Below are 17979 nucleotides of genomic sequence, written 5' to 3' on the forward strand. Positions count from 1 at the left end.
TATGGGCGTGAAGGTGCAGGGTCAGGCCGAGCCCTCGGCCGGCGCGGCCGTGGGGCGCCGCGCCCGGGGAGCGTTGCGCCGCGTGCCCGTCTGGGCGTGGCGGCTGCTGATGCGCGCCGTCAGCCCGGGCGAGCGGCGCCGATTCAACGTCGAACCGGTCAGCGGCGTCAGCTACTGGTTCGACATCGACTTCGTCGGCGACGGCATCCGCTCGCACCGGCTCGACGTCATGGCGCCGGCGAACACCGGCGGCCCGGTGAGCCCGCTGCCCGTCTACGTGTACTTCCACGGCGGCGGCTGGACCTCGGGCGACAAGGCGTCGCTCACGAAGTACTGCGCCACCCAGGCGGCCGACGGGGTGGTCGTGGTGAACGTCAACTACCGGATGGCGCCGCACTTCCACCTCGGCCATGTGTTGGAGGATGCCAACGCGGCGCTGGCCTGGGTGAACTCCACCATCGGCGACTTCAACGGCGACGGGCAGCGCTGCGTGCTGGGCGGGGATTCGGCCGGCGGACAGATCGCGGCCCTGATGACCGCGGCCACGTTCCAGCCCGAGCTCGCCGAGCACTACTCCCTCGACCCGGCGCTCCGCCTCCCCCAGCTGCGCGGCCTGGTGCAGCACTGCAGCATCGTCGACTTCTCGGTGTTCTTCGACAAGGGCTTCGTGATGAGCCTGAACTTCATCCGGATGCTGCTGCCGCACGGCGACGGCCGCACGGCGTCCGAGCGGCACCGGCTGCGCGAGGCCGCCCACTACATGTCGCCCATCGAGTGGCTGGACTCCCGCTGCCCGCCCGTGTTCATCACCACCTCGGAGCGCGACTTCTTCTACGCCTCCAACATGAACCTGATCGCCCGGCTGAAGGAGCACGGGGTTCCCGTGGACTCGCTGGTCTATGGCTGGGACAATCCGAATACGGAGCACACCTGGCAGCAGAATTATCGCTACCCGGAGTCACAGGAGGTGTACCGCCGCCTAAGCTCCTTCATAACGACGGTGGCGGCATAGCCAGAGCGTTCCGGGCTCGCCGCCCTGCGATGCGGAGGTGGGCGATGGGCGAGCAGGCGACGGATCCCGCGGCCGCGGCCGACGCCCAGCTGCCCGACATCGACTGGGCGCGGCTGCCGGACGGGGTGCGCGCGAGCACGTTCGCGGCCCCGAGCGGCTCACTCGCCCTGATCTCCTGCGGCGACCCGGACGCCCCACCCGTGCTCCTGGTTCCGGGCGCCACTGGCTCCAAGGAAGACTTCCAGCTGATGCTGCCGGTGCTGGCCGCGGCCGGCTACCACGCGCTGAGCTTCGACCTCGCCGGGCAGTACGAGTCGGCCGCCGCCGGTCCGGAGCACCTCTCGCCGCCGCGCGAGCACTACGACTACGAGCTGTTCGTCGACGACCTGCTCGCCCTGTTGGCGGATGTGGGCCGGGCGGCGCACGTCGTCGGCTACTCCTTCGCCGGCATCGTCGCCGGGCTCGCCTACGCTCGGGAGCCCGCCCGCTTCGCCAGCCTGACCCTGCTCAGCTGCCCGCCCCTGGCCGGGCAGAGCTTTCGCGGCGTCAGCCGGATCGGGCCGGTCACCGGCCTGGCCACCGGCAACATCGGGGCGGCGCTCATGATCTGGGGCATCCGGCGCAACCTGGTGCCCGTGCCGCCCGGCAGGCTGCGCTTCGTCCGGGCTCGCTTCGCCCTCACCCGGCGGCAGTCGGTGAGCGACATCGTGTCGCTGATGAAGCGCACCCCCGACCTCGGCCCGATCCTGCGCGAGGCGCCGCTGCCGAAGCTCGTGGCCGTCGGCGAGCACGACCTCTGGCCGACGGAGCTGCACGCCGAGTTCGCACGCTCCCTGGACGCCGAGCTCGCCGTCTACCCGGCCGGGCACAGCCCGTGCGAGACCTCGCCGCACCAGCTCTGCCGCGACCTGCTGCGCCTGTTCGCCGCGGCCGGGCGCTAGCCGTCCCGGGCTGCTTGCCCGCGCCCACCCGCCTGCCCGTCTGACCGCCGGCCCGCCTGTTACGGCCGGTGGCTGCGCTCCCACTGCTTGCGCTCCCGCAGCCGGCTCCAGGGGCGCTCCCGGCGGAACTCGTGCGCGAGCGTGGTCCACGCCTTGCCGAGCCGCAGCCCGAGGGCCCCCCACGACTCGAACGGGCGGGCGGAGACCGGCATCCGCATGGCGGGGTCCACGCGCACCGACATGTCCGGCCGCACCAGGTAGGAGACGTCGAGGTCGTCGTGGATGCGGGGCTCGTCCCGCACGACCGCCGGGCCGATCCGCTCCCACACGGCGGCGGTCATCGCGTAGTTCGAGCCGAACACCGGTGGGTGCCCGAGCATCGGCCCGACCACGTGGAAGTAGCCGCCCAGGTAGAGCACCCGTCCCGCCCAGCGCACGAGCGCCGTCCCGCCGTAGAAGTCGCCCGGCCCGGTGACGAGCGCGAGGTCGCCGGCGTCGCCGAGCGCCGCCTCCACCCGGGCGAGCCAGTCCGGGCCGGGCCTCGAGTCCGCGTCCAGCCGGGCCAGGATGCCGGCGCGCGCGGCGTCGAAGCCGACCGCCGAGGCGCCGCCGACGCCCGGCGCGGCCCAATAGATGCGCCGCACCCCGGCTGCCGCGCAGACCGCCGCCGTGTCGTCGCTGCTGGCGTTGTCGACGACGATGATCTCATCGGCCGGCCGGGTCTGGGCGGCGAGGCGGGCCAGGCAGACGGCGAGAAGCTGGGCGTCGTTGCGCGCCGGAATGACGACTGCGATCGTGATCGCGGTCGGATGTGCAGGCTGAGGCTCCCCGTCGGTGCCCATCGGCACACAGTACAACAGCGCCGGTCGCCCAGTCACGATTCAGCGTCGGAACGGGCGCGGCGGCATCCGCCCTGTTTGACTGGCCGCATGAACGAGCTCATCGCGCGGCTCTCCTGTGCGGCCCCAGCCACCGAGTGCGCAGACACCCACCCGGGCGCGCTGGGGCAGCTCGACCTGCTCACCGGTTTGTTGCAGCTGGGCGCCCTGGTGGCGATCGCACTCGTGGTCGTGTTCGTGGTTCGCGCGCACGGCGCCGCCTACCGGCGACGGCGCTGAGGCCGCCGCCGGGTTAGCAGCGCGGGTCGGCCCCGGGCACCGTGCCGGCGATGAGGTAGTCGTCGACGGTGTTGGCGATGCAGGAGTTCGACTTGTTATAGGCGGTGTGGCCCTCGCCCTGGTAGGTGACGAGCACGCCGCTGTCGAGCTGGTCGGCCAGGGCCTCGGCCCAGACGTATGGGGTGGCGGGGTCGTTCGTTGTGCCGATCACCATGATCGGCGGGGCGCCCTCGGCGTGAATCGGGCCGCGCTCGCCCTGGAAGGCGTAGGGCCAGTTGGCGCAGCCGATGTCGCCGTAGGACATGTAGGCGCCGATCACGGGGGCGGCCGCCGCGATCTCCGCGGCCTGCTCGCGCATCGAGGCGGGGTCGGCGTTGTAGCTGTAGTCCATGCAGTTGATGGCCATGAACGCCTCGGTGGAGTTGTCCGAGTAACTGCCGTCGGGGTTGCGGCCGTTGTAGCCGTCGGCGAACTGGAACGCCAACTGCGCGTCGCCCTGCATGACGCTCTCGAGCATGTCGCTGAGCATGCCCCACGCGTTGGCGTCGTAGAGCGGGTAGATGATGGCAGTGAGGAGGGCGTTGGAGCCGAGCTCGCGGCCGTCCTCGGCCCGGATCGGGCTGGCGTCGACGGACTGCAGCAGCGCGCCGATCGTGGCCATGCCCTGGTCGACGGTGCCCTCGAACGGGCAGGAGGTGCCCGACAAGCAGTCCTTGAGGTAGGCGCGCAGCGCGTTCTCGAAGCCGACGGCCTGCACCTTGGTCACCTCGAAGTTGCTCGCGGCGGGGTCGAGCGCGCCGTCGAGAACCAGGCGGCCGACCTTGCCGGGGAACAGCTCCGCATAGACGGCGCCGAGGAAGGTGCCGTAGGAGTAGCCCAGGTAGTACAGCTCGCTGTCGCCGAGCACGGCGCGCAGCAGGTCGAGGTCGCGGGCGGCGCTCTCCGTGTCGACGTGCTCGAGCAGCGGCCCGGTCTCGTCGGCGCAGGCCTCGCCGAAGTCGCGGGCCGAGGTGGTCATCTCGGCGATCCAGGCGTCGGTGCCGCGCTTGGTGGTGCTCACGTCGTAGAGGTAGGCGTCCATGCCGGCGGCGTCGTAACAGGTGACCGCGGTGGAGCGGCCGACGCCGCGCGGGTCGAAGCCGACCACGTCGAAGCGCTCCTGCAGGCGCTGGTCTGTGGCGTAGTTGACGGAGTCCTTCACGAAGTCGAAGCCGGAGGCGCCGGGGCCACCGGGGTTCACGAACAGCGAGCCGATCTTGTCACCGCTCGCGTTCTGGCGCACGATGGCCAGCTTGATGCTTCCGGATGCCGGATCTGCCCAGTCCAACGGGGCGTTGACGTCTGCACACTGCATCCCGCCGCCGCAGTTGCTCCACTGCACCGTCTGGCCGTAGAACGGCGCCAGCGAGGCGTCGACGTCCTCGCCGGTCGGCGTGGAGGTGGCGGGCGGCGGCTCGGGCAGGAAAGCGGTGACGCAGCCGGTGAGCGCGAGGGTGACGGCGAGGACACCAGCCAGTGCCGCCCCGAGGCGTCGCGCGCGGCGGCGCGGCGTGGTGGTGGGTGTGGGGCCGGTGGCAGTCGTCAACTGTCTTCGCTTTCTGTCGGCTGCTTCAGGGGGTCGGCTGCGCGCGGTGTCGTGCTCGCGCTAGCCGCGGCGGAACGACACGAGCATCGCCTCGAGCGCCAAGAGCGGGGCGACGTTCGCCTCGATCCGATGCCTGGCGGTGGTGATCGCGTCGAGCGTAACGAGCGTTTCTGCGGGAGTGCTGCGTGTCGCGGCCGCGGCGATCTTGCCCTCGAGCTCGCGGTTGATGACGGCATCCGTGCGGCCGAGCTGCAGCATGATCACGTCTCGGAACAACGAGGAGAGGTCGACCAGGATGCGGTCGATGCCGTCGCGCAGGCTGCGCTTGGCGCGCCGCTTCTGGTCGTCCTCCATCGCCTTGATCTGGCCGCGCAGGGCGGGCGGGATGGCCTGGCCGGGCGCGATGCCGAGCGAGCGCAGCGTGTGCTCGCGCTCCTGGGCGTCGCGCTGCTCGGTGATGGCCTCGGCGTCGGCCCCGGCGATGGCCAGCAGGCGGGCGGCGGCGAGCACCGCGTTGCTGACCGAGCGCACCTCGAGGGCGGTGGTCAGGGTCTCCTGGCGGCGGTCGCGCGCCTCGGCGCTGGTGGCCAGGCGCTGCGCCATGCCGATGTGGCTCTGCGCCTCGCGGGCGGCGCGCTCGGCCAGCTCGGGGCTGATGTCGTTGCGCTTGACGAGCAGCTCGGCGACATCCGCGACCGTCGGCACGCGCAGGCGCACGCTGCGCACGCGGGAACGGATCGTCGGCAGCAGGTCGGCCTCGCTCGGCGCGCAGAGGATCCAGACGGTGCGCTCCGGCGGCTCCTCGAGTTCTTTCAGCAGCACGTTGGAGGCGTGCTCGGCCATGCGGTCGGCGTCCTCGACGATGATGACGCGGTAGCGACCGACCGACGGCGAGTAGTGCGAGCGGCGCACCGTCTCGCGCACGTCGGCGATCTTGATGATGACGCCCTCGGTGGTGAGCACCTGCAGGTCGGGGTGGCTGCGCGCGGTGACCTGCGCCGCCGTTGCCTCGTCGCCATCGGGGTTGCCGCTGAGCAGCGCGGTCGCGAAGGCGAAGGCCAGGTTGGAGCGGCCGGAGCCGGCCGGGCCGGTGATCAGCCAGGAGTGCGTCATCTGGTTCGCCGGGCCGGATGCCGCGGCGCCCGACTCGCTCGCCGCCTGCGCGGCGTCGGCGCGGGCGGCGTCGCCCGCTGACCCCGGCTGGAAGCTCGCCGCGGCGCGGAACAGCGCGATCGCCTCCGCTTGCCCCGTCAGTTCGCTCCACACCGTCACCCCTCAAGGTTACCGGTCGGCCACCGACAGCCGCGCCCGCGCCGCCTGTCGGCTTCTGTCGCACGCTCTCTCGATCCGGCGGAGAACGGGGCGCCGACAAAAACAGGATGAGAGCGGTGCCGCACCCCGTCTCGGGGGCGGCGCCGCTCTCATCCTGTGTTTTCGCCCGTGCCCGCGATGAGGCGGGCGGGGCGTGTGCAGTGCGCTAGCTGTACTGCCCAGCAAGGTTGGTTAACCGGCTGATGGGTGGTTTGCTCCCGATGGCCGTGTGGGGCCTGTGGTGATTGTATTCGTGGAGCCAGACCGGGAGGGCGTTCCGGCGGGTTGACTCGGACGCGTAGAACCGTGAGAATGCCCAGCCGTCGGCGAGGGTGCGGTGGAAGCGTTCGATCTTCCCGTTGGTCTGTGGCCGGTAGGGGCGGGTCTTCTTGGGTGTGATGTTCAACTCGGTGCAGGTGTCGCGCCAGAGGTGGGACTTGTAGGCAGAGCCGTTGTCGGAGAGGACCCGTTCGACCGTGATGCCTCGGGCGGCGAACCAGGACACGGCCCGGCGGAGCACACCCACGGCGGTGACCGCTTGCTCGTCGTCGTGGATCTCGGCGTAGGCGACGCGGGAGTGGTCGTCGATGACGGTGTGCACGAACGCCGTCCCGACCAGCGGCTGCCGGCGCTTGCTCCGGCCCGCGCCAACGGTCGCGGCCCGGTTCTTGCCGCCCTGCTGCTTGCCCAGGTAACGCCAGCCGCCGCCATCGGGGATGTTGCCGAGCTTCTTCACGTCGACGTGGATCATCGCCCCCGGCTTGTCGTGCTCGTAGCGCCGCACGACTTCCCCGGTGCGCTTGTCGACGTGACTCAACCGGTTCAGCCGGCACCGGGTCAACACGGCGTGCACGGTCGACGCGGGCATGCCCACTTTCGCGCCGATCGCGACCGGCCCCAAACGCTTCTTCCACCGCAGATGCACGATCTTCCGCACCAGCCGCTGCGGGGTCCTGTTCGGGTTCCGGTGCGGCCGGGAGGAGCGGTCCTGCATGCCGTCCTCACCCATCGCCGCGTAACGTTCAGCCCACCGCTTGGCGGTCGGCCAGGAGCAGTTGAACTGTCTCGCGGCCTGCGAGATCGGCCAACGGTCGTCCACGATCAGGCGCGCCATGCGCAGCCTTTGGCGTGGAGTCAGCGCAGCGTTAGCGTGGGACATGAGGGCCTCCTGGTCTCGCAGAACTGGTTTCTAAGCAGCTCCACTCTGCAGCAGGAGGTCCTCACTCATTCCCGAAGGACTACAGCGAGTCGTCACACCGATTCAACCAACGTCCCTGGGCAGTACAGCTAGCCGAGCAGTGTGGCGACGCGGGCGCGGATGACGGCGGCGAGCTCCTCGACGGGCAGGGCGGCGTCCACGACGAGGAAGCGCTCCGGCTCGGCCGCAGCCAGCGCGAGGAACGCCTCGCGCACGCGGGCGTGGAAGTCGCCCTTCTCGGCCTCGAGCCGGTCGAAGCGCTTCTGCGCGGCTTCCAGCCGGCCGCGCGCCACCGACTCGTCGAGGTCGAGCAGCACCGTGAGGTCGGGCAGCAGCCCCTCGGTCGCCCAGAGGGAGAGCTGGCGCACTTCCGCGCCGCCGAGCACCCGCCCGGCGCCCTGGTAGGCGACCGAGGAGTCGATGTAGCGGTCCTGGATGACGACCTCGCCGCGGGCGAGCGCGGGGCGCACGGCCGTCTCGATGTGGTGCGCGCGGTCGGCGGCGTAGAGCAGTGCCTCGGCCCGCGGGGCGATGTGGCCGCGGTGGTGCAGCACGATCTCGCGGATCTCGACGCCGACCTCGGTGCCGCCGGGCTCGCGGGTGCGCATGACCGTGCGGCCCTGCTCGCCGAGCCAGCCGGCCAGCAGCGCGGCCTGGGTCGACTTGCCGGAGCCGTCGCCGCCCTCGAGAGTGATGAACACGCCGGATGCCGCGCCGTTCAGCTCGGTGGGGAGGCCGGTCACTCGGCCGCTCCGGCGGCCGCGGCGGCTGCCTTGTTCGCGGCGCGCGTCGCCGCGGCCTTCTTCGCTGCCTCGGAGCGCGCGGCGGAGACGGCAGCCGTGGCCTTCGTGGCGGCCGGCTTCTTGGCAGCCGGCTTCTTCGCAGCCGGCTTCTTGGCGGGGGCCTTCTTGGCCGCCGTCTTCTTGGGCGCCGGGCCCTTGTCGCGCTTGATCTGCAGCAGCTCGACGGCGCGTTCGAAGGTGAGGTCGTCGACCGTCTCGCTCTTCGGGATGGTCGCGTTCGTCGTGCCGTCGGTGACATAGGCGCCGAAGCGGCCGTCCTTCACCTTGATCGGCTTGCCGCTGACCGGGTCGGCCTCGAACTCGCGCAGCGCGCTGGAGGCGGCACGGCCGCCGTACTTCGGCTGGGCGTAGAGCTCGAGCGCACCGGGCAGGTCGATGTCGAAGATCTGGTCCTCGCTGGTGAGCGAGCGGGTGTCGACGCCCTTCTTCAGGTACGGGCCGAATTTGCCGTTCTGGGCGAGGATCTCGGCGCCCGTCTCCGGGTCGATGCCGACGACGCGCGGCAGCGAGAGCAGCTTCAGCGCGGTGTCGAGGTCGATCGTGGCCAGGTCCATCGACTTGAACAGCGAGGCGGTGCGCGGCTTGACCGCCGCGGCCTTCTTCGCGGCCGGCTTCTTCTTGGCCGCGGGCTTCGTGGCGGTGCCGGACGCCGCGGCATCCGTCGCTGCCGCCTCGATGACCTCGCCGGTGGCGGCGTCGGCGACGACCTCGGGGGCCGGGTCGAGCTCGGTCACGTAGGGGCCGAAGCGGCCGTCTTTCGCGACGATCTCCTTGCCGTTCTCGGGGTTGATGCCGATGACGCGGTCGGTGACGACCGGGGCGTCGACGATCTCGCGCGCCTTCGCCGGGGTCAGCTCGTCGGGGGCGAGGTTCAGCGGCAGGTTGACGCGGCGCGGAGTGGCGTCCGGGGCCGCACCCTCCTCGACCACCTCGAGGTAGGGGCCGTACTTGCCGATGCGCAGCGTGATGTCGTCGGTGATCGGCATCGAGTTGATGCTGCGCGCGTCGATCTCGCCCAGGTTGTCGATGACCTGGCGCAGGCCCTTGTGCTTGTCGGAGCCGAAGTAGAAGCTGTTCAGCCAGTCGACGCGGTCGGCCTCGCCGGCGGCGATGTGGTCGAGGTCGCCCTCCATCTCGGCGGTGAAGTCGTACTCGACGAGGTCGCCGAAGTACTCCTCCAGCAGCCGGACCACCGAGAAGGCGATCCAGTTCGGGATGAGGGACTGCCCGCGCGGGGTGACGTAGCCGCGGTCGACGATCGTGGAGATGATCGACGCGAACGTCGACGGGCGGCCGATGCCGAGCTCCTCCAGGCGCTTGACGAGGCTGGCCTCGGTGAAGCGCGGCGGCGGCGTGGTCTCGTGGCCGTTGGCGTCGAGCTCGGCGAAGCTGAGCTGCTGGCCCTCGCTGAGCTGCGGCAGCTTGGACTCGCTCGGCTCGCTCGGGGCGTTGCGCTCCTCGTCGCGGCTCTCCTCGTACGCGTTCAGGAAGCCGCGGAAGGTGATGACGGTTCCGGATGCCGTGAACTCGGCGAGCGCCTTCGAGGCGCGCGGGTTCTCGGACTCGCCGGTCGGGCCGGCCACGATCGTGACGGACGCGGTCTGGCCCTTGGCGTCGGCCATCTGCGAGGCGACGGTGCGCTTCCAGATGAGGTCGTAGAGCTTGAAGTCGTTGCCGCGCAGCGAGCTGGCCAGCGACGCCGGGGTGCGGAAGGTGTCGCCGGAGGGGCGGATGGCCTCGTGCGCCTCCTGTGCGTTCTTGCTCTTGCCGGTGTAGATGCGCGGCTTGTCGGGGATGGTGTCCGCGCCGTAGAGGGCGGTGGCCTGGGTGCGCGCGGCGTTGATCGCCTGCTGCGAGAGCGAGGGCGAGTCGGTGCGCATATAGGTGATGTACCCGTTCTCGTACAGAGACTGGGCGACGCTCATCGTCTGCTTGGCCGAGAAGCGCAGCTTGCGCGCGGCCTCCTGCTGCAGCGTCGAGGTGGTGAACGGTGCGGCCGGCTTGCGCGAGTACGGCTTCGACTCGACCTTGGTGACGGTCAGGTCGACGCCGGGCTGCAGCAGGGCCTCGCGCAGCGCCATCGCGGCGGCCTCGTCGAGCACGGATGCCGTGCTCTTCAGCTGGCCGTTGTCGTCGAAGTCGCGGCCGCTGGCGATGCGCTCGCCGTTCAGGCGGGCGAGGCGGGCGGAGAAGTTCGTGCCGGCGTCCTCTGCCCCGTCGACGGCGGTGCTGAGGATGGCGCTCAGGTCCCAGTAGCCGGCGGCGGTGAAGGCGAGGCGTTCGCGTTCGCGGTCCACGACCAGGCGGGTGGCGGCGGACTGCACGCGTCCGGCGGAGAGGCCGGGGCCGACCTTGCGCCAGAGCACCGGCGAGATCTCGTAGCCGTACAGGCGGTCGAGGATGCGGCGGGTCTCCTGCGCGTCGACGAGTGCGGTGTCGAGTTCGCGGGTGTTGTCCTTGGCCGCGAGGATGGCGTCCTTGGTGATCTCGTGGAAGACCATGCGCTTGACGGGAACCTTGGGCTGGAGCACCTGGAGCAGGTGCCATGCGATGGCCTCGCCCTCGCGGTCCTCATCAGTGGCGAGCAGGAGCTCGTCGGCATCCTTCATCGCCCGCTTGAGCTCGGCGACGGTCTTCTTCTTGGCGTCGGACACCACGTAGTACGGCTCGAAGCCGTTCTCAACGTCGACGGAGAACTTGCCCAGCGAGCCCTTCTTCAACTCGGCCGGGAGGTTCTTGGGCTCGATCAGATCGCGAATGTGGCCCACCGACGCCAAGACCTCGTAGCCGTCGCCCAGGTACTGGGCAATCGACTTCATCTTGTTCGGAGACTCCACGATGACCAGTTTTTTCGTGCCCGGCACCAGGTTCCTCTTGTTTCTATTGAGTACGAGCGGATCGATCGCGCCCCCAGCGCATCCTGCATCGTGTGATCGGCGACCTGTAGGCCTGCCATGGCACACCATACACATACACGTCGAGTGCGTGCCTAATTGAGACATGCTCATGTGGGCGCCGTCAACCCCTCCGCCCGGCGCGCCCTCACCCCTTGCGGTTGCATATAAAGGGAGCACAATGGCGAGCATGGAAACTACTTCGGCACGCAGCTACACCGCGAAACTCATTGACGGGCCGCTCGAGGGCAAGACCATCAGCACTGCCTTCCTCGACTCGGGAGAACCGCAACCGCTGATCGCCATCCCCGCCGAGTCGGGCGGCAAACGATTCTCCTACGCCCGCACCGCCGGGCTCGAGTTCGCCGGCGACTCCAGCGAGCTGCCGACGGCGGTCGAGTACCGCTACCGCGAGACGCTCTTCGATTGAGCTGATCGGCTGAGCCGTTCACGGCGCTCAGTGTGTTCACGGCGTTCATGGCGCTCAGTGTGTTCATGGAGTTCCCGGCGGCCCCGCCCGCGCGGCGGCGCTCAGCGCGAACACCCACCAGCCCAGGCTGACCTCGACGCGCGCGACCGCGCCGCTCAGCTCACACGACGAGAGCGCGCCCCCGTTGGCGGTCGCCGCGGCGGCCGCGGCCGCGCACGGCTCCCCGGGGAACGCCCCCGACGCGACGTCGGCCGCGGCAAGCGCCGCGGCATCCGCCGCGTTCGCCGCGCGCTGGCTGGCCAGGAACGCCCCGGCGACCGGGATCAGCGCTGTGCTCAGCGCGAGCACCGCCCCGACCATGCCCACGGCGAGCACCGCGGCGGCACCGCGCTCACCGCGCGCGGTGGTCACAAGCCACCGGCCAGCGCACAGGAGGATGCCGTCAGGCGCAGGCCGAAGCCGGCGGGGCCGAAGGACGCATCGCTGCTGAGCTCGGCGCAGACGAACTCGCCCCGCCGCTCCAGCCCGAGGCCCGCACCCGGAACCGCGCGCGCCACGAGCGCCAGCACCCGGGCCCCGTCGTCTCCACGGCCGGCCGCCCTGGCGGCGTCCGCCGCGGCATCGCTGAGGCGCAGTTGCTGACCGAGCAGGCTCACCGCACCCAGACAGAGCGCGAGCACCAGGAACAGCGCCGGCATGACGACCGCGAACTCGGCGGTGACACTGCCCCGGCTCCCCGTTGCACGTCGGCCGGGCGCCCTACCCCACGGTGAGCGCATTGCGCACGAGCTCGGTGAGGATGCCGCGCACCTCGTCACCGCGCAGGATCACGATGAGGAGGCCGGCGAACCCCACCGCGGCCATCGTGGCCACGGCGTACTCCGCAGTCGCCGCGCCGCGCTCGCCCGCCACGCGGCGCAGCAGCCGCCGGTGTGGGGAGAGCGGCTCCGGCTCGAGCGATGCGTGCGCCCGGTGCCGCGCGGCTCGGGCGAGCACGAGGCCCCCGGTCGGCGCCGTGGGCGCGTCGTCCCGGAACGGGGCGGCGTGGCGGCCGGAAGCCCCAGCAAGCGTGTCAGTCATGAGTGTCTCCTTTCGCACCCCGACGAAGCGAGGTGCTGCTCTGGGCCCGAGTCCCTCCAGCCTGCGCGCCCGCGGCCGGCTGTGCCGGTCCGGTGCAAATCTGTGCACTACGCCTCAGAACAGCCGGAGTGTGGAGGAGAGGACCGAGAGCAGCAGCGGAAGCACCCCGAGCAGCATGAACGCCGGCAGCACGCAGAGACCGAGCGGGATCATCAGGGACACGCCGAGCCGGGCGGCACGCTGCTGCCCGGCGCTCCGCTCCCGCAGCCGCGCCTGTCGCGCCTCGCTGCGCAGCAGCTCGCCGGCGGGAACACCGGCGCGCCGCGAGAGAGCGAGCACCGCGTCGACCACCGCGAGCTCGATGCCTCCCGCGGCCGGGAGATAGCGCTCGGCCGCGCCCGCGGCGAGCGCCCGCGCCCGCTCGGCCGCCATCCCTCCTGTCATCGCGATGGCGGCGAGCTCCACCGTGAGGCCGAGGCCTCCCGTGTCCCGGGCGGCCCGCCGCACGAGCGATGCACTCCATCTCCCGGCGGCCCAGACGAGGAGCGTCCCGAGCCCGAGGCAGGCCAACCCCGGCGGGGTGAAGAAGAGGGTGTGCACGGTGTCGAAGCCGAGGAGCGCGCCGAAGAGGACGGCGATCACCGGCATCGCCCCGACCAGGCGCGCCGTCGAGCGCGGGCCGGCGAGGGCGACGGCGAGCTCGCGCTCCAGCTGCGCCTGCTCGCGGAACGCCGTCGCCAGCTCGCGCAGGGTCGCCGCCAATGGGGCGCCGGCCTCGCCCGCGACGAACCAGGCCGCGGCCAGCGCCAGCCATGCCCGCTCCGAGCGCAGTTCCCTCCCGGTCCGGCCGGTCCGCCCGGGCCGCGTGGCCGGTTCGCTGCCCGCGGAGGGGGCCGTCCCGGTGCCCCCTTTCGCCGCGACCGCGGCTCGAATCGCCTCCGGAATGCTCCGCCCCTGTGCACCGGCTCGCGCCGCGGCTCGCACCACTGTCGCGGTCAGTGCCGTCATCCGCTCGACTTCGCTCGCCGAGCGGGCGCCGAACCGGGTGTGCACGCGCGCGCTCAAGTGGGTTGCCCGGTGCGCGCGGCTGCCCGCGTGCCCGGGGCGCGGCTCGCCGGCGGCACCCAGACCCTGGCCCGCCTCTGCCGCCTCCTCCGCCAGGTAGCGCCAGGCGGCGTGCGGGCTCACGCCGGCCGCGAGCAACACGGCCAGCCGCTCGGTCACGGCGGCCACGGCCTCAATCGGGGGCTCTGCCGTGCTCATGCGACTCACCCGGCCGGCTGTTGGCGTTCGGGCTCGACCGTCAGCCGGCCGCCAGCGTCGAGCGCGAAGTGGCCGAGCGCCGCCAGCCGACGCGCACCGCCGCGACGCTCCAGGTGCAGCACCAGCCCGATGGCGCTCACCGTCTGCCGGGCGACCGCGTCCGCGCTCATCCCGGCGAGTGCGCCGAGCGCCTCGAGGCGGGCGGGCACATCGGCGAGCGAGTTGGCGTGCAGGGTGCCCGCGCCCCCATCGTGGCCCGTGTTCAGCGCGGCGAGCAGCTCGCGGATCTCGGCGCCGCGGCACTCCCCCACGACGAGCCGGTCGGGGCGCATCCGCAAGGCCTCCCGCAGCAGCGCGTCCAGCCCCAGCCGCCCGGCGCCCTCGAGGTTCGCCTGCCGCGCCTCCAACCCGACGACGTGCGGGTGGCGGATGCGGAGCTCGGCGACATCCTCGATCGTCACGATGCGCTCGACGGGCCGGGCCTCGGCCAGCAGCGCCGAGAGCAGCGTCGTCTTGCCGCTGCCCGCCGCCCCTGTCACCAGGATGTTCTCGTGCTCCTCGACCGCCCGGAACAGCCGCGCGCCGCGCGGGCCGGCGGCGAACGTGCCGTCGTCGGACGTGCCGCCGTCGAACATGCCCAGTCCCGCCAGCTCGGCGAGGCTGAATCCCGCTGATTCCGGGAGCCGGATCGAGAGCAGCGTGCCCGTGCTCGACACGGGAGGGAGCACGGCGTGCACGCGGATGCCGTCGCCGAGGCGCACATCCACGCAGGGCGTAGCCTCATCGACGTGACGGCCGCCGAGGGCCACCAGGTGCACGGCGAGGGCGCGCACCTCGGCCTCGTCCAGGCTCCACGCAGCGACCCGCTGCGCGCCGCCGCCGCGATCCACCCAGAGCCCCGCGTCGCCGTTCACGAAGAGGTCGGTGACGGCCGGGTCTGCGGCGTAGCCGGCCAGCGGCCCGAGCATGGCCGCACTCCGAATGGGCGCCGGAGGAGCCGACGCGGCCTCCGCCGGCACCCCCGGGGGCGGCTGATCCCTCAGGATCGCATCGAAATCGATGCGGCCCGCCGCGGGCGCATGCTCGTGCTCGTGCTCGTGCTCGTGCCCGGCGTCGGCGTCGGCGTCGGTCGCAGCTGCACCAGCGCCCCGCGCGCGCCAGGCGGTGGGAGTATCCCGGCCCGGGCTCGCCCGAGTGGCGGAGCCGGCCGGCACGCCCCTGCCTCCCGGCGGTTCCGCACGCGCCGGTTCCGGGCCGGCCGGCCGTTCCGCCCAGCGGAGAGACGGGGTGGGGATGAAGGGCTCAACTTCGCGAGGAACGTCCACCCGGCGAGGCTACGACGGCCGGGGCGCCGCGACCGGAGAACGCCGCCCGCTGTGCAGAACCGCGCTCCGGCACCACGCTGTGCACAGCTGGCCAACACGGGGCCGAAGCACAGCGGAGGTGCGGCGAAAGTGAAGCGGAGACGGATGCGGAAGCGGGAGCGAGAGCGGGAGCGGGAAACGGGCGCGTGAAACGGTTCCTCGCGGCCCTCGTTTTGTCTCGCGGCCCGCGACATACCGAGGGCCGCGAAACACAACGAGGGCCGCGAGACGAGACGGCATCCGCGGGGCCAGGGGCCGCGAACGCAACGCCGCCGAGTGCCCCGGCGAAGCGGGCTCCAGGCTGCCGAGCAGTCGGGCGGAGCGGCGGGCGAGCAGGCGGGCGACCAAGCGCCGAGCCGACCGCCGGAGCGCCGACATCCGGGCCGCCGGTTAAAAAAAGGGGGCGGCACCTATTGGGGGGAACAGGTGCCGCCTCAGCAGTGCCGGATTGGGGGGAATCGTGGGCACTGCGGTCTCTACTTGCGCAGGACGTATCTCAGTGTACGCGTCCGGGGCGAATTTGCAACACAAATGGGTGCCCCCAGAACATGCGGCACGGGGCGCCTTCTCGCCACCCGAGCGAGACTACCCCGGAATTCCGCCAGAGTCCCGCCCGGTGGCGCAAAGCTCTCAGCCAAGAAACCCTCAGAATATTCACGGCGGCGCGCCCGGGAGCGGCGATTCCCGCGTCCGCCTCGCCGGCGAGGCGGACGCGAACTCGCGCGTCGTTTCACCGACGGAATGCCACCGCCCGGCGTCTCACCGAGCCGCATAACGTTTGCGCATCGGCGAAAAGTGTAATGTCGCACAGGGCAGCTAGTCTGCCGATTGAATGCAGCGGAACGGCTGATTCACCGGAACGACATATCCACCGGCCGCCGGAGCCGGAACGCAAAGGAGCGGGACTCACCAATGAGCGTCCAGATCGACACCAGCCTCGAAGAAATCCGCCGGTTCCGGCCGAGCCCCGAGTTCGCGGCGCAATCCGTCGCCAGCGAATCGCTGTACACCGACGCCAAGGCCGACCGGCTCGGCTTCTGGGCGACGCAGGCCCGCGAGCTGCTGCACTGGAACAAGCCGTTCACGCAGACCCTCGACTGGAGCAACCCGCCCTTCGCGAAGTGGTTCGACGACGGCGAGCTCAACGTCGCCTACAACTGCCTCGACCGCCACGTCGAGGCCGGCAACGGCGACCGCATCGCCCTGCACTTCGAGGGCGAGCCCGGTGACAGCCGCTCCTACAGCTACGCCGAGCTCACCGCCGAGGTCAAGAAGGCCGCGAACCTGCTCACCGCCCTGGGCGTGCGCTCGGGCGACCGCGTCGCCATCTACCTGCCGATGATCCCGGAGGCGGTCATCTCGATGCTGGCCGTTGCCCGCATCGGCGCCGTGCACTCCGTCGTCTTCGGCGGCTTCAGCGCCGACAGCCTGCGCGCCCGCATCGACGATGCCGAGGCGAAGGTCGTCATCACGGCCGACGGCGGATGGCGCAAGGGCAAGGTCTTCCCGCTGAAGAACGCCGTGGACACGGCCCTCGAAGACGGCCTGAGCACCGTCAACCACGTGCTGGTGGTCAAGCGCGGCGAGAACGAGGTGCAGTGGACGGAGGGGCGCGACCTCTGGTGGCACGACGAGCTCGCCGCCGTGGACGCCGACCACGTCGCCAAGGGCTTCCCCGCCGAGCACCCGCTGTTCGTGCTCTACACCTCCGGCACCACCGGCAAGCCCAAGGGCATCCTGCACACCAGCGGCGGCTACCTCACCCAGGCGGCGTTCACCCACAAGAACGTCTTCGACCTGCACCCCGAGCGCGACGTGTACTGGTGCACCGCCGACATCGGCTGGATCACCGGCCACAGCTATGTCGTCTATGGCCCGCTCGCCAACGGCGCCACCCAGGTGATCTACGAGGGCACGCCGGACACCCCGCACCAGGGCCGCTGGTGGGAGATCATCGACAAGTACAAGGTGACCATCCTGTACACCGCGCCCACCGCCATCCGCACCTTCATGAAGCTCGGCCGCCAGATCCCGCAGGCGTTCAGCCTGCGCTCGCTGCGCCTGCTCGGCTCCGTCGGCGAGCCCATCAACCCCGAGGCGTGGATCTGGTACCGCCACGTCATCGGCGGCGGCTCGATCCCCGTCGTCGACACCTGGTGGCAGACCGAGACCGGCGCCATCATGATCTCTGCCCTGCCCGGCCTCACCGACCTCAAGCCCGGCGCCGCGCAGGTTCCGATCCCCGGCATCGAGGTCGAGGTGCTCGACGACGACGGTAACAAGCTCGAGGAGGGCGGCGGCCTGCTCGTCATCAACGAGCCGTGGCCGGCCATGCTGCGCGGCATCTGGGGCGACCCGGAGCGCTTCAAGGAGACCTACTGGGACAAGTTCCAGGGCAAGTACTTCGCCGGCGACGGCGCCCGCCTCGACGAGGACGGCGACATCTGGCTGCTCGGCCGGGTCGACGACGTGATGAACGTCTCGGGCCACCGACTCTCCACCGCCGAGATCGAGTCTTCGCTCGTCGCCCACCACCTCACCGCGGAGGCCGCCGTCGTCGGCGCCGCCGATGAGACCACCGGCCAGGCGGTCGTCGCCTTCGTCATCCTGAAGCAGAGCCACCAGGACGAGGTCACCGACCCCGACGAGATCTCGGCCATGCTGCGCGCGCACGTGGCCCAGCAGATCGGCGCGATCGCCCGCCCGCGCGAGGTGTTCATCGTCAACGAGCTGCCGAAGACGCGCTCCGGCAAGATCATGCGCCGCCTGCTGCGCGACGTCGCCGAGGGCCGAGAGATCGGCGACACAACCACGCTCGCTGACACCGCGGTGATGCAGATCATCACCTCCAAGGTGCGCTAGTTCTGTGACTGAAGAGGGGCGGATGCCGGCAGCTGCCGGCATCCGCCCCTTGCTTTCGCCGAATGGCGCGTGGTAATAACGACCCAGTGCGCAACGGCGCGCATGGTGGAATTCGAGT

The 17979-nt window shown here is 71.3% G+C and carries 16 protein-coding genes; 5 read left to right on the top strand and 11 right to left on the bottom strand.

The window, feature by feature from the left end:
• Window positions 1-7 precede the first annotated feature (7 nt).
• A complete protein-coding gene (locus tag BLT62_RS16065) occupies window positions 8-1012 on the top strand; it encodes an alpha/beta hydrolase (RefSeq protein ID WP_231919260.1) in 1005 nt (334 codons plus the stop codon).
• A 44-nt stretch (window positions 1013-1056) separates the two neighbouring features.
• Complete coding sequence (locus BLT62_RS16070; RefSeq protein ID WP_231919261.1) at window positions 1057-1953, top strand: alpha/beta fold hydrolase; 897 nt, start codon at window positions 1057-1059, stop codon at window positions 1951-1953.
• A gap of 59 nt (window positions 1954-2012) precedes the next feature.
• Here BLT62_RS16070 and BLT62_RS16075 read toward each other — a convergent pair whose 3' ends face one another.
• The gene (locus BLT62_RS16075; RefSeq protein WP_083364968.1) at window positions 2013-2795 is read right to left on the bottom strand and encodes a glycosyltransferase family 2 protein; all 783 of its coding nucleotides are present in this window, start codon (window positions 2793-2795) and stop codon (window positions 2013-2015) included.
• Between the two features lie 87 nt (window positions 2796-2882).
• Between BLT62_RS16075 and BLT62_RS16080 the strand changes: the two genes are divergently transcribed.
• Window positions 2883-3071, top strand: a complete 189-nt coding sequence (locus BLT62_RS16080) for a hypothetical protein (protein ID WP_083364969.1) — start codon at window positions 2883-2885, stop codon at window positions 3069-3071.
• 13 nt (window positions 3072-3084) lie between these two features.
• Here the strand turns inward: BLT62_RS16080 and BLT62_RS16085 are convergent, their stop codons facing one another.
• The 5 genes from BLT62_RS16085 to topA all read right to left on the bottom strand — a co-directional run bounded on the left by BLT62_RS16085 (window position 3085) and on the right by topA (window position 10832).
• The gene (locus BLT62_RS16085) at window positions 3085-4656 is read right to left on the bottom strand and encodes an alpha/beta hydrolase (protein WP_083364970.1); all 1572 of its coding nucleotides are present in this window, start codon (window positions 4654-4656) and stop codon (window positions 3085-3087) included.
• A gap of 60 nt (window positions 4657-4716) precedes the next feature.
• Window positions 4717-5928 (bottom strand): DNA polymerase III subunit delta', encoded by a 1212-nt coding sequence (locus BLT62_RS16090; RefSeq protein ID WP_083364971.1) that lies wholly within the window; start codon window positions 5926-5928, stop codon window positions 4717-4719.
• 205 nt (window positions 5929-6133) lie between these two features.
• Complete coding sequence (locus BLT62_RS16095; RefSeq protein WP_083364972.1) at window positions 6134-7126, bottom strand: IS481 family transposase; 993 nt, start codon at window positions 7124-7126, stop codon at window positions 6134-6136.
• A gap of 128 nt (window positions 7127-7254) precedes the next feature.
• A complete protein-coding gene (tmk, locus tag BLT62_RS16100; protein ID WP_231919262.1) occupies window positions 7255-7908 on the bottom strand; it encodes a dTMP kinase in 654 nt (217 codons plus the stop codon).
• Entirely contained in the window at window positions 7905-10832 is a 2928-nt protein-coding gene (gene topA / locus BLT62_RS16105; protein ID WP_083364973.1) for a type I DNA topoisomerase, read from the bottom strand. The genes tmk and topA overlap by 4 nt, the downstream gene beginning before the upstream one ends.
• A 220-nt stretch (window positions 10833-11052) precedes the next feature.
• On the opposite strand from topA, the gene BLT62_RS16110 reads away from it, so the two are divergent.
• Window positions 11053-11292: a hypothetical protein gene (locus BLT62_RS16110; protein ID WP_083365534.1), complete on the top strand. Its 240-nt coding sequence runs from the start codon at window positions 11053-11055 to the stop codon at window positions 11290-11292.
• A 63-nt stretch (window positions 11293-11355) separates the two neighbouring features.
• Here the strand turns inward: BLT62_RS16110 and BLT62_RS16115 are convergent, their stop codons facing one another.
• The 5 genes from BLT62_RS16115 to BLT62_RS16135 all read right to left on the bottom strand — a co-directional run bounded on the left by BLT62_RS16115 (window position 11356) and on the right by BLT62_RS16135 (window position 14603).
• Window positions 11356-11703 carry an Rv3654c family TadE-like protein gene (locus BLT62_RS16115; protein WP_231919263.1) on the bottom strand — a complete coding sequence of 116 codons (348 nt, stop codon included), beginning with the start codon at window positions 11701-11703 and terminating at the stop codon, window positions 11356-11358.
• A complete protein-coding gene (locus tag BLT62_RS16120) occupies window positions 11700-12071 on the bottom strand; it encodes a TadE family type IV pilus minor pilin (protein ID WP_083364974.1) in 372 nt (123 codons plus the stop codon). The genes BLT62_RS16115 and BLT62_RS16120 overlap by 4 nt, the downstream gene beginning before the upstream one ends.
• Window positions 12052-12216, bottom strand: coding sequence for a DUF4244 domain-containing protein (locus tag BLT62_RS18445; protein ID WP_231919451.1), 165 nt, complete (start codon window positions 12214-12216; stop codon window positions 12052-12054). The genes BLT62_RS16120 and BLT62_RS18445 overlap by 20 nt, the downstream gene beginning before the upstream one ends.
• Before the next feature lie 270 nt (window positions 12217-12486).
• A complete protein-coding gene (locus BLT62_RS16130; RefSeq protein WP_083364976.1) occupies window positions 12487-13635 on the bottom strand; it encodes a type II secretion system F family protein in 1149 nt (382 codons plus the stop codon).
• Window positions 13636-13640: 5 nt separating this feature from the next.
• The gene (locus BLT62_RS16135; protein WP_083364977.1) at window positions 13641-14603 is read right to left on the bottom strand and encodes a TadA family conjugal transfer-associated ATPase; all 963 of its coding nucleotides are present in this window, start codon (window positions 14601-14603) and stop codon (window positions 13641-13643) included.
• A 1308-nt stretch (window positions 14604-15911) separates the two neighbouring features.
• On the opposite strand from BLT62_RS16135, the gene acs reads away from it, so the two are divergent.
• Window positions 15912-17861 (top strand): acetate--CoA ligase, encoded by a 1950-nt coding sequence (gene acs / locus BLT62_RS16140; RefSeq protein ID WP_083364978.1) that lies wholly within the window; start codon window positions 15912-15914, stop codon window positions 17859-17861.
• Window positions 17862-17979: the final 118 nt, after the last annotated feature.

It is taken from the genome of Microterricola viridarii (assembly GCF_900104895.1).
GTDB lineage: Bacteria > Actinomycetota > Actinomycetes > Actinomycetales > Microbacteriaceae > Microterricola > Microterricola viridarii.

What these genes read in the sequence shown, in the direction of transcription:
- BLT62_RS16070 (WP_231919261.1), top strand. Translation starts at nt 1,057, where the DNA reads ATGGGCGAGCAGGCGACGGATCCCGCGGCCGCGGCCGACGCCCAGCTG.
- BLT62_RS16075 (WP_083364968.1), bottom strand. Translation starts at nt 2,795, where the DNA reads ATGGGCACCGACGGGGAGCCTCAGCCTGCACATCCGACCGCGATCACG.
- BLT62_RS16080 (WP_083364969.1), top strand. Translation starts at nt 2,883, where the DNA reads ATGAACGAGCTCATCGCGCGGCTCTCCTGTGCGGCCCCAGCCACCGAG.
- BLT62_RS16095 (WP_083364972.1), bottom strand. Translation starts at nt 7,126, where the DNA reads ATGTCCCACGCTAACGCTGCGCTGACTCCACGCCAAAGGCTGCGCATG.
- BLT62_RS16110 (WP_083365534.1), top strand. Translation starts at nt 11,053, where the DNA reads ATGGAAACTACTTCGGCACGCAGCTACACCGCGAAACTCATTGACGGG.
- BLT62_RS16120 (WP_083364974.1), bottom strand. Translation starts at nt 12,071, where the DNA reads ATGCGCTCACCGTGGGGTAGGGCGCCCGGCCGACGTGCAACGGGGAGC.
- BLT62_RS16130 (WP_083364976.1), bottom strand. Translation starts at nt 13,635, where the DNA reads ATGAGCACGGCAGAGCCCCCGATTGAGGCCGTGGCCGCCGTGACCGAG.
- BLT62_RS16135 (WP_083364977.1), bottom strand. Translation starts at nt 14,603, where the DNA reads ATGCTCGGGCCGCTGGCCGGCTACGCCGCAGACCCGGCCGTCACCGAC.
- acs (WP_083364978.1), top strand. Translation starts at nt 15,912, where the DNA reads ATGAGCGTCCAGATCGACACCAGCCTCGAAGAAATCCGCCGGTTCCGG.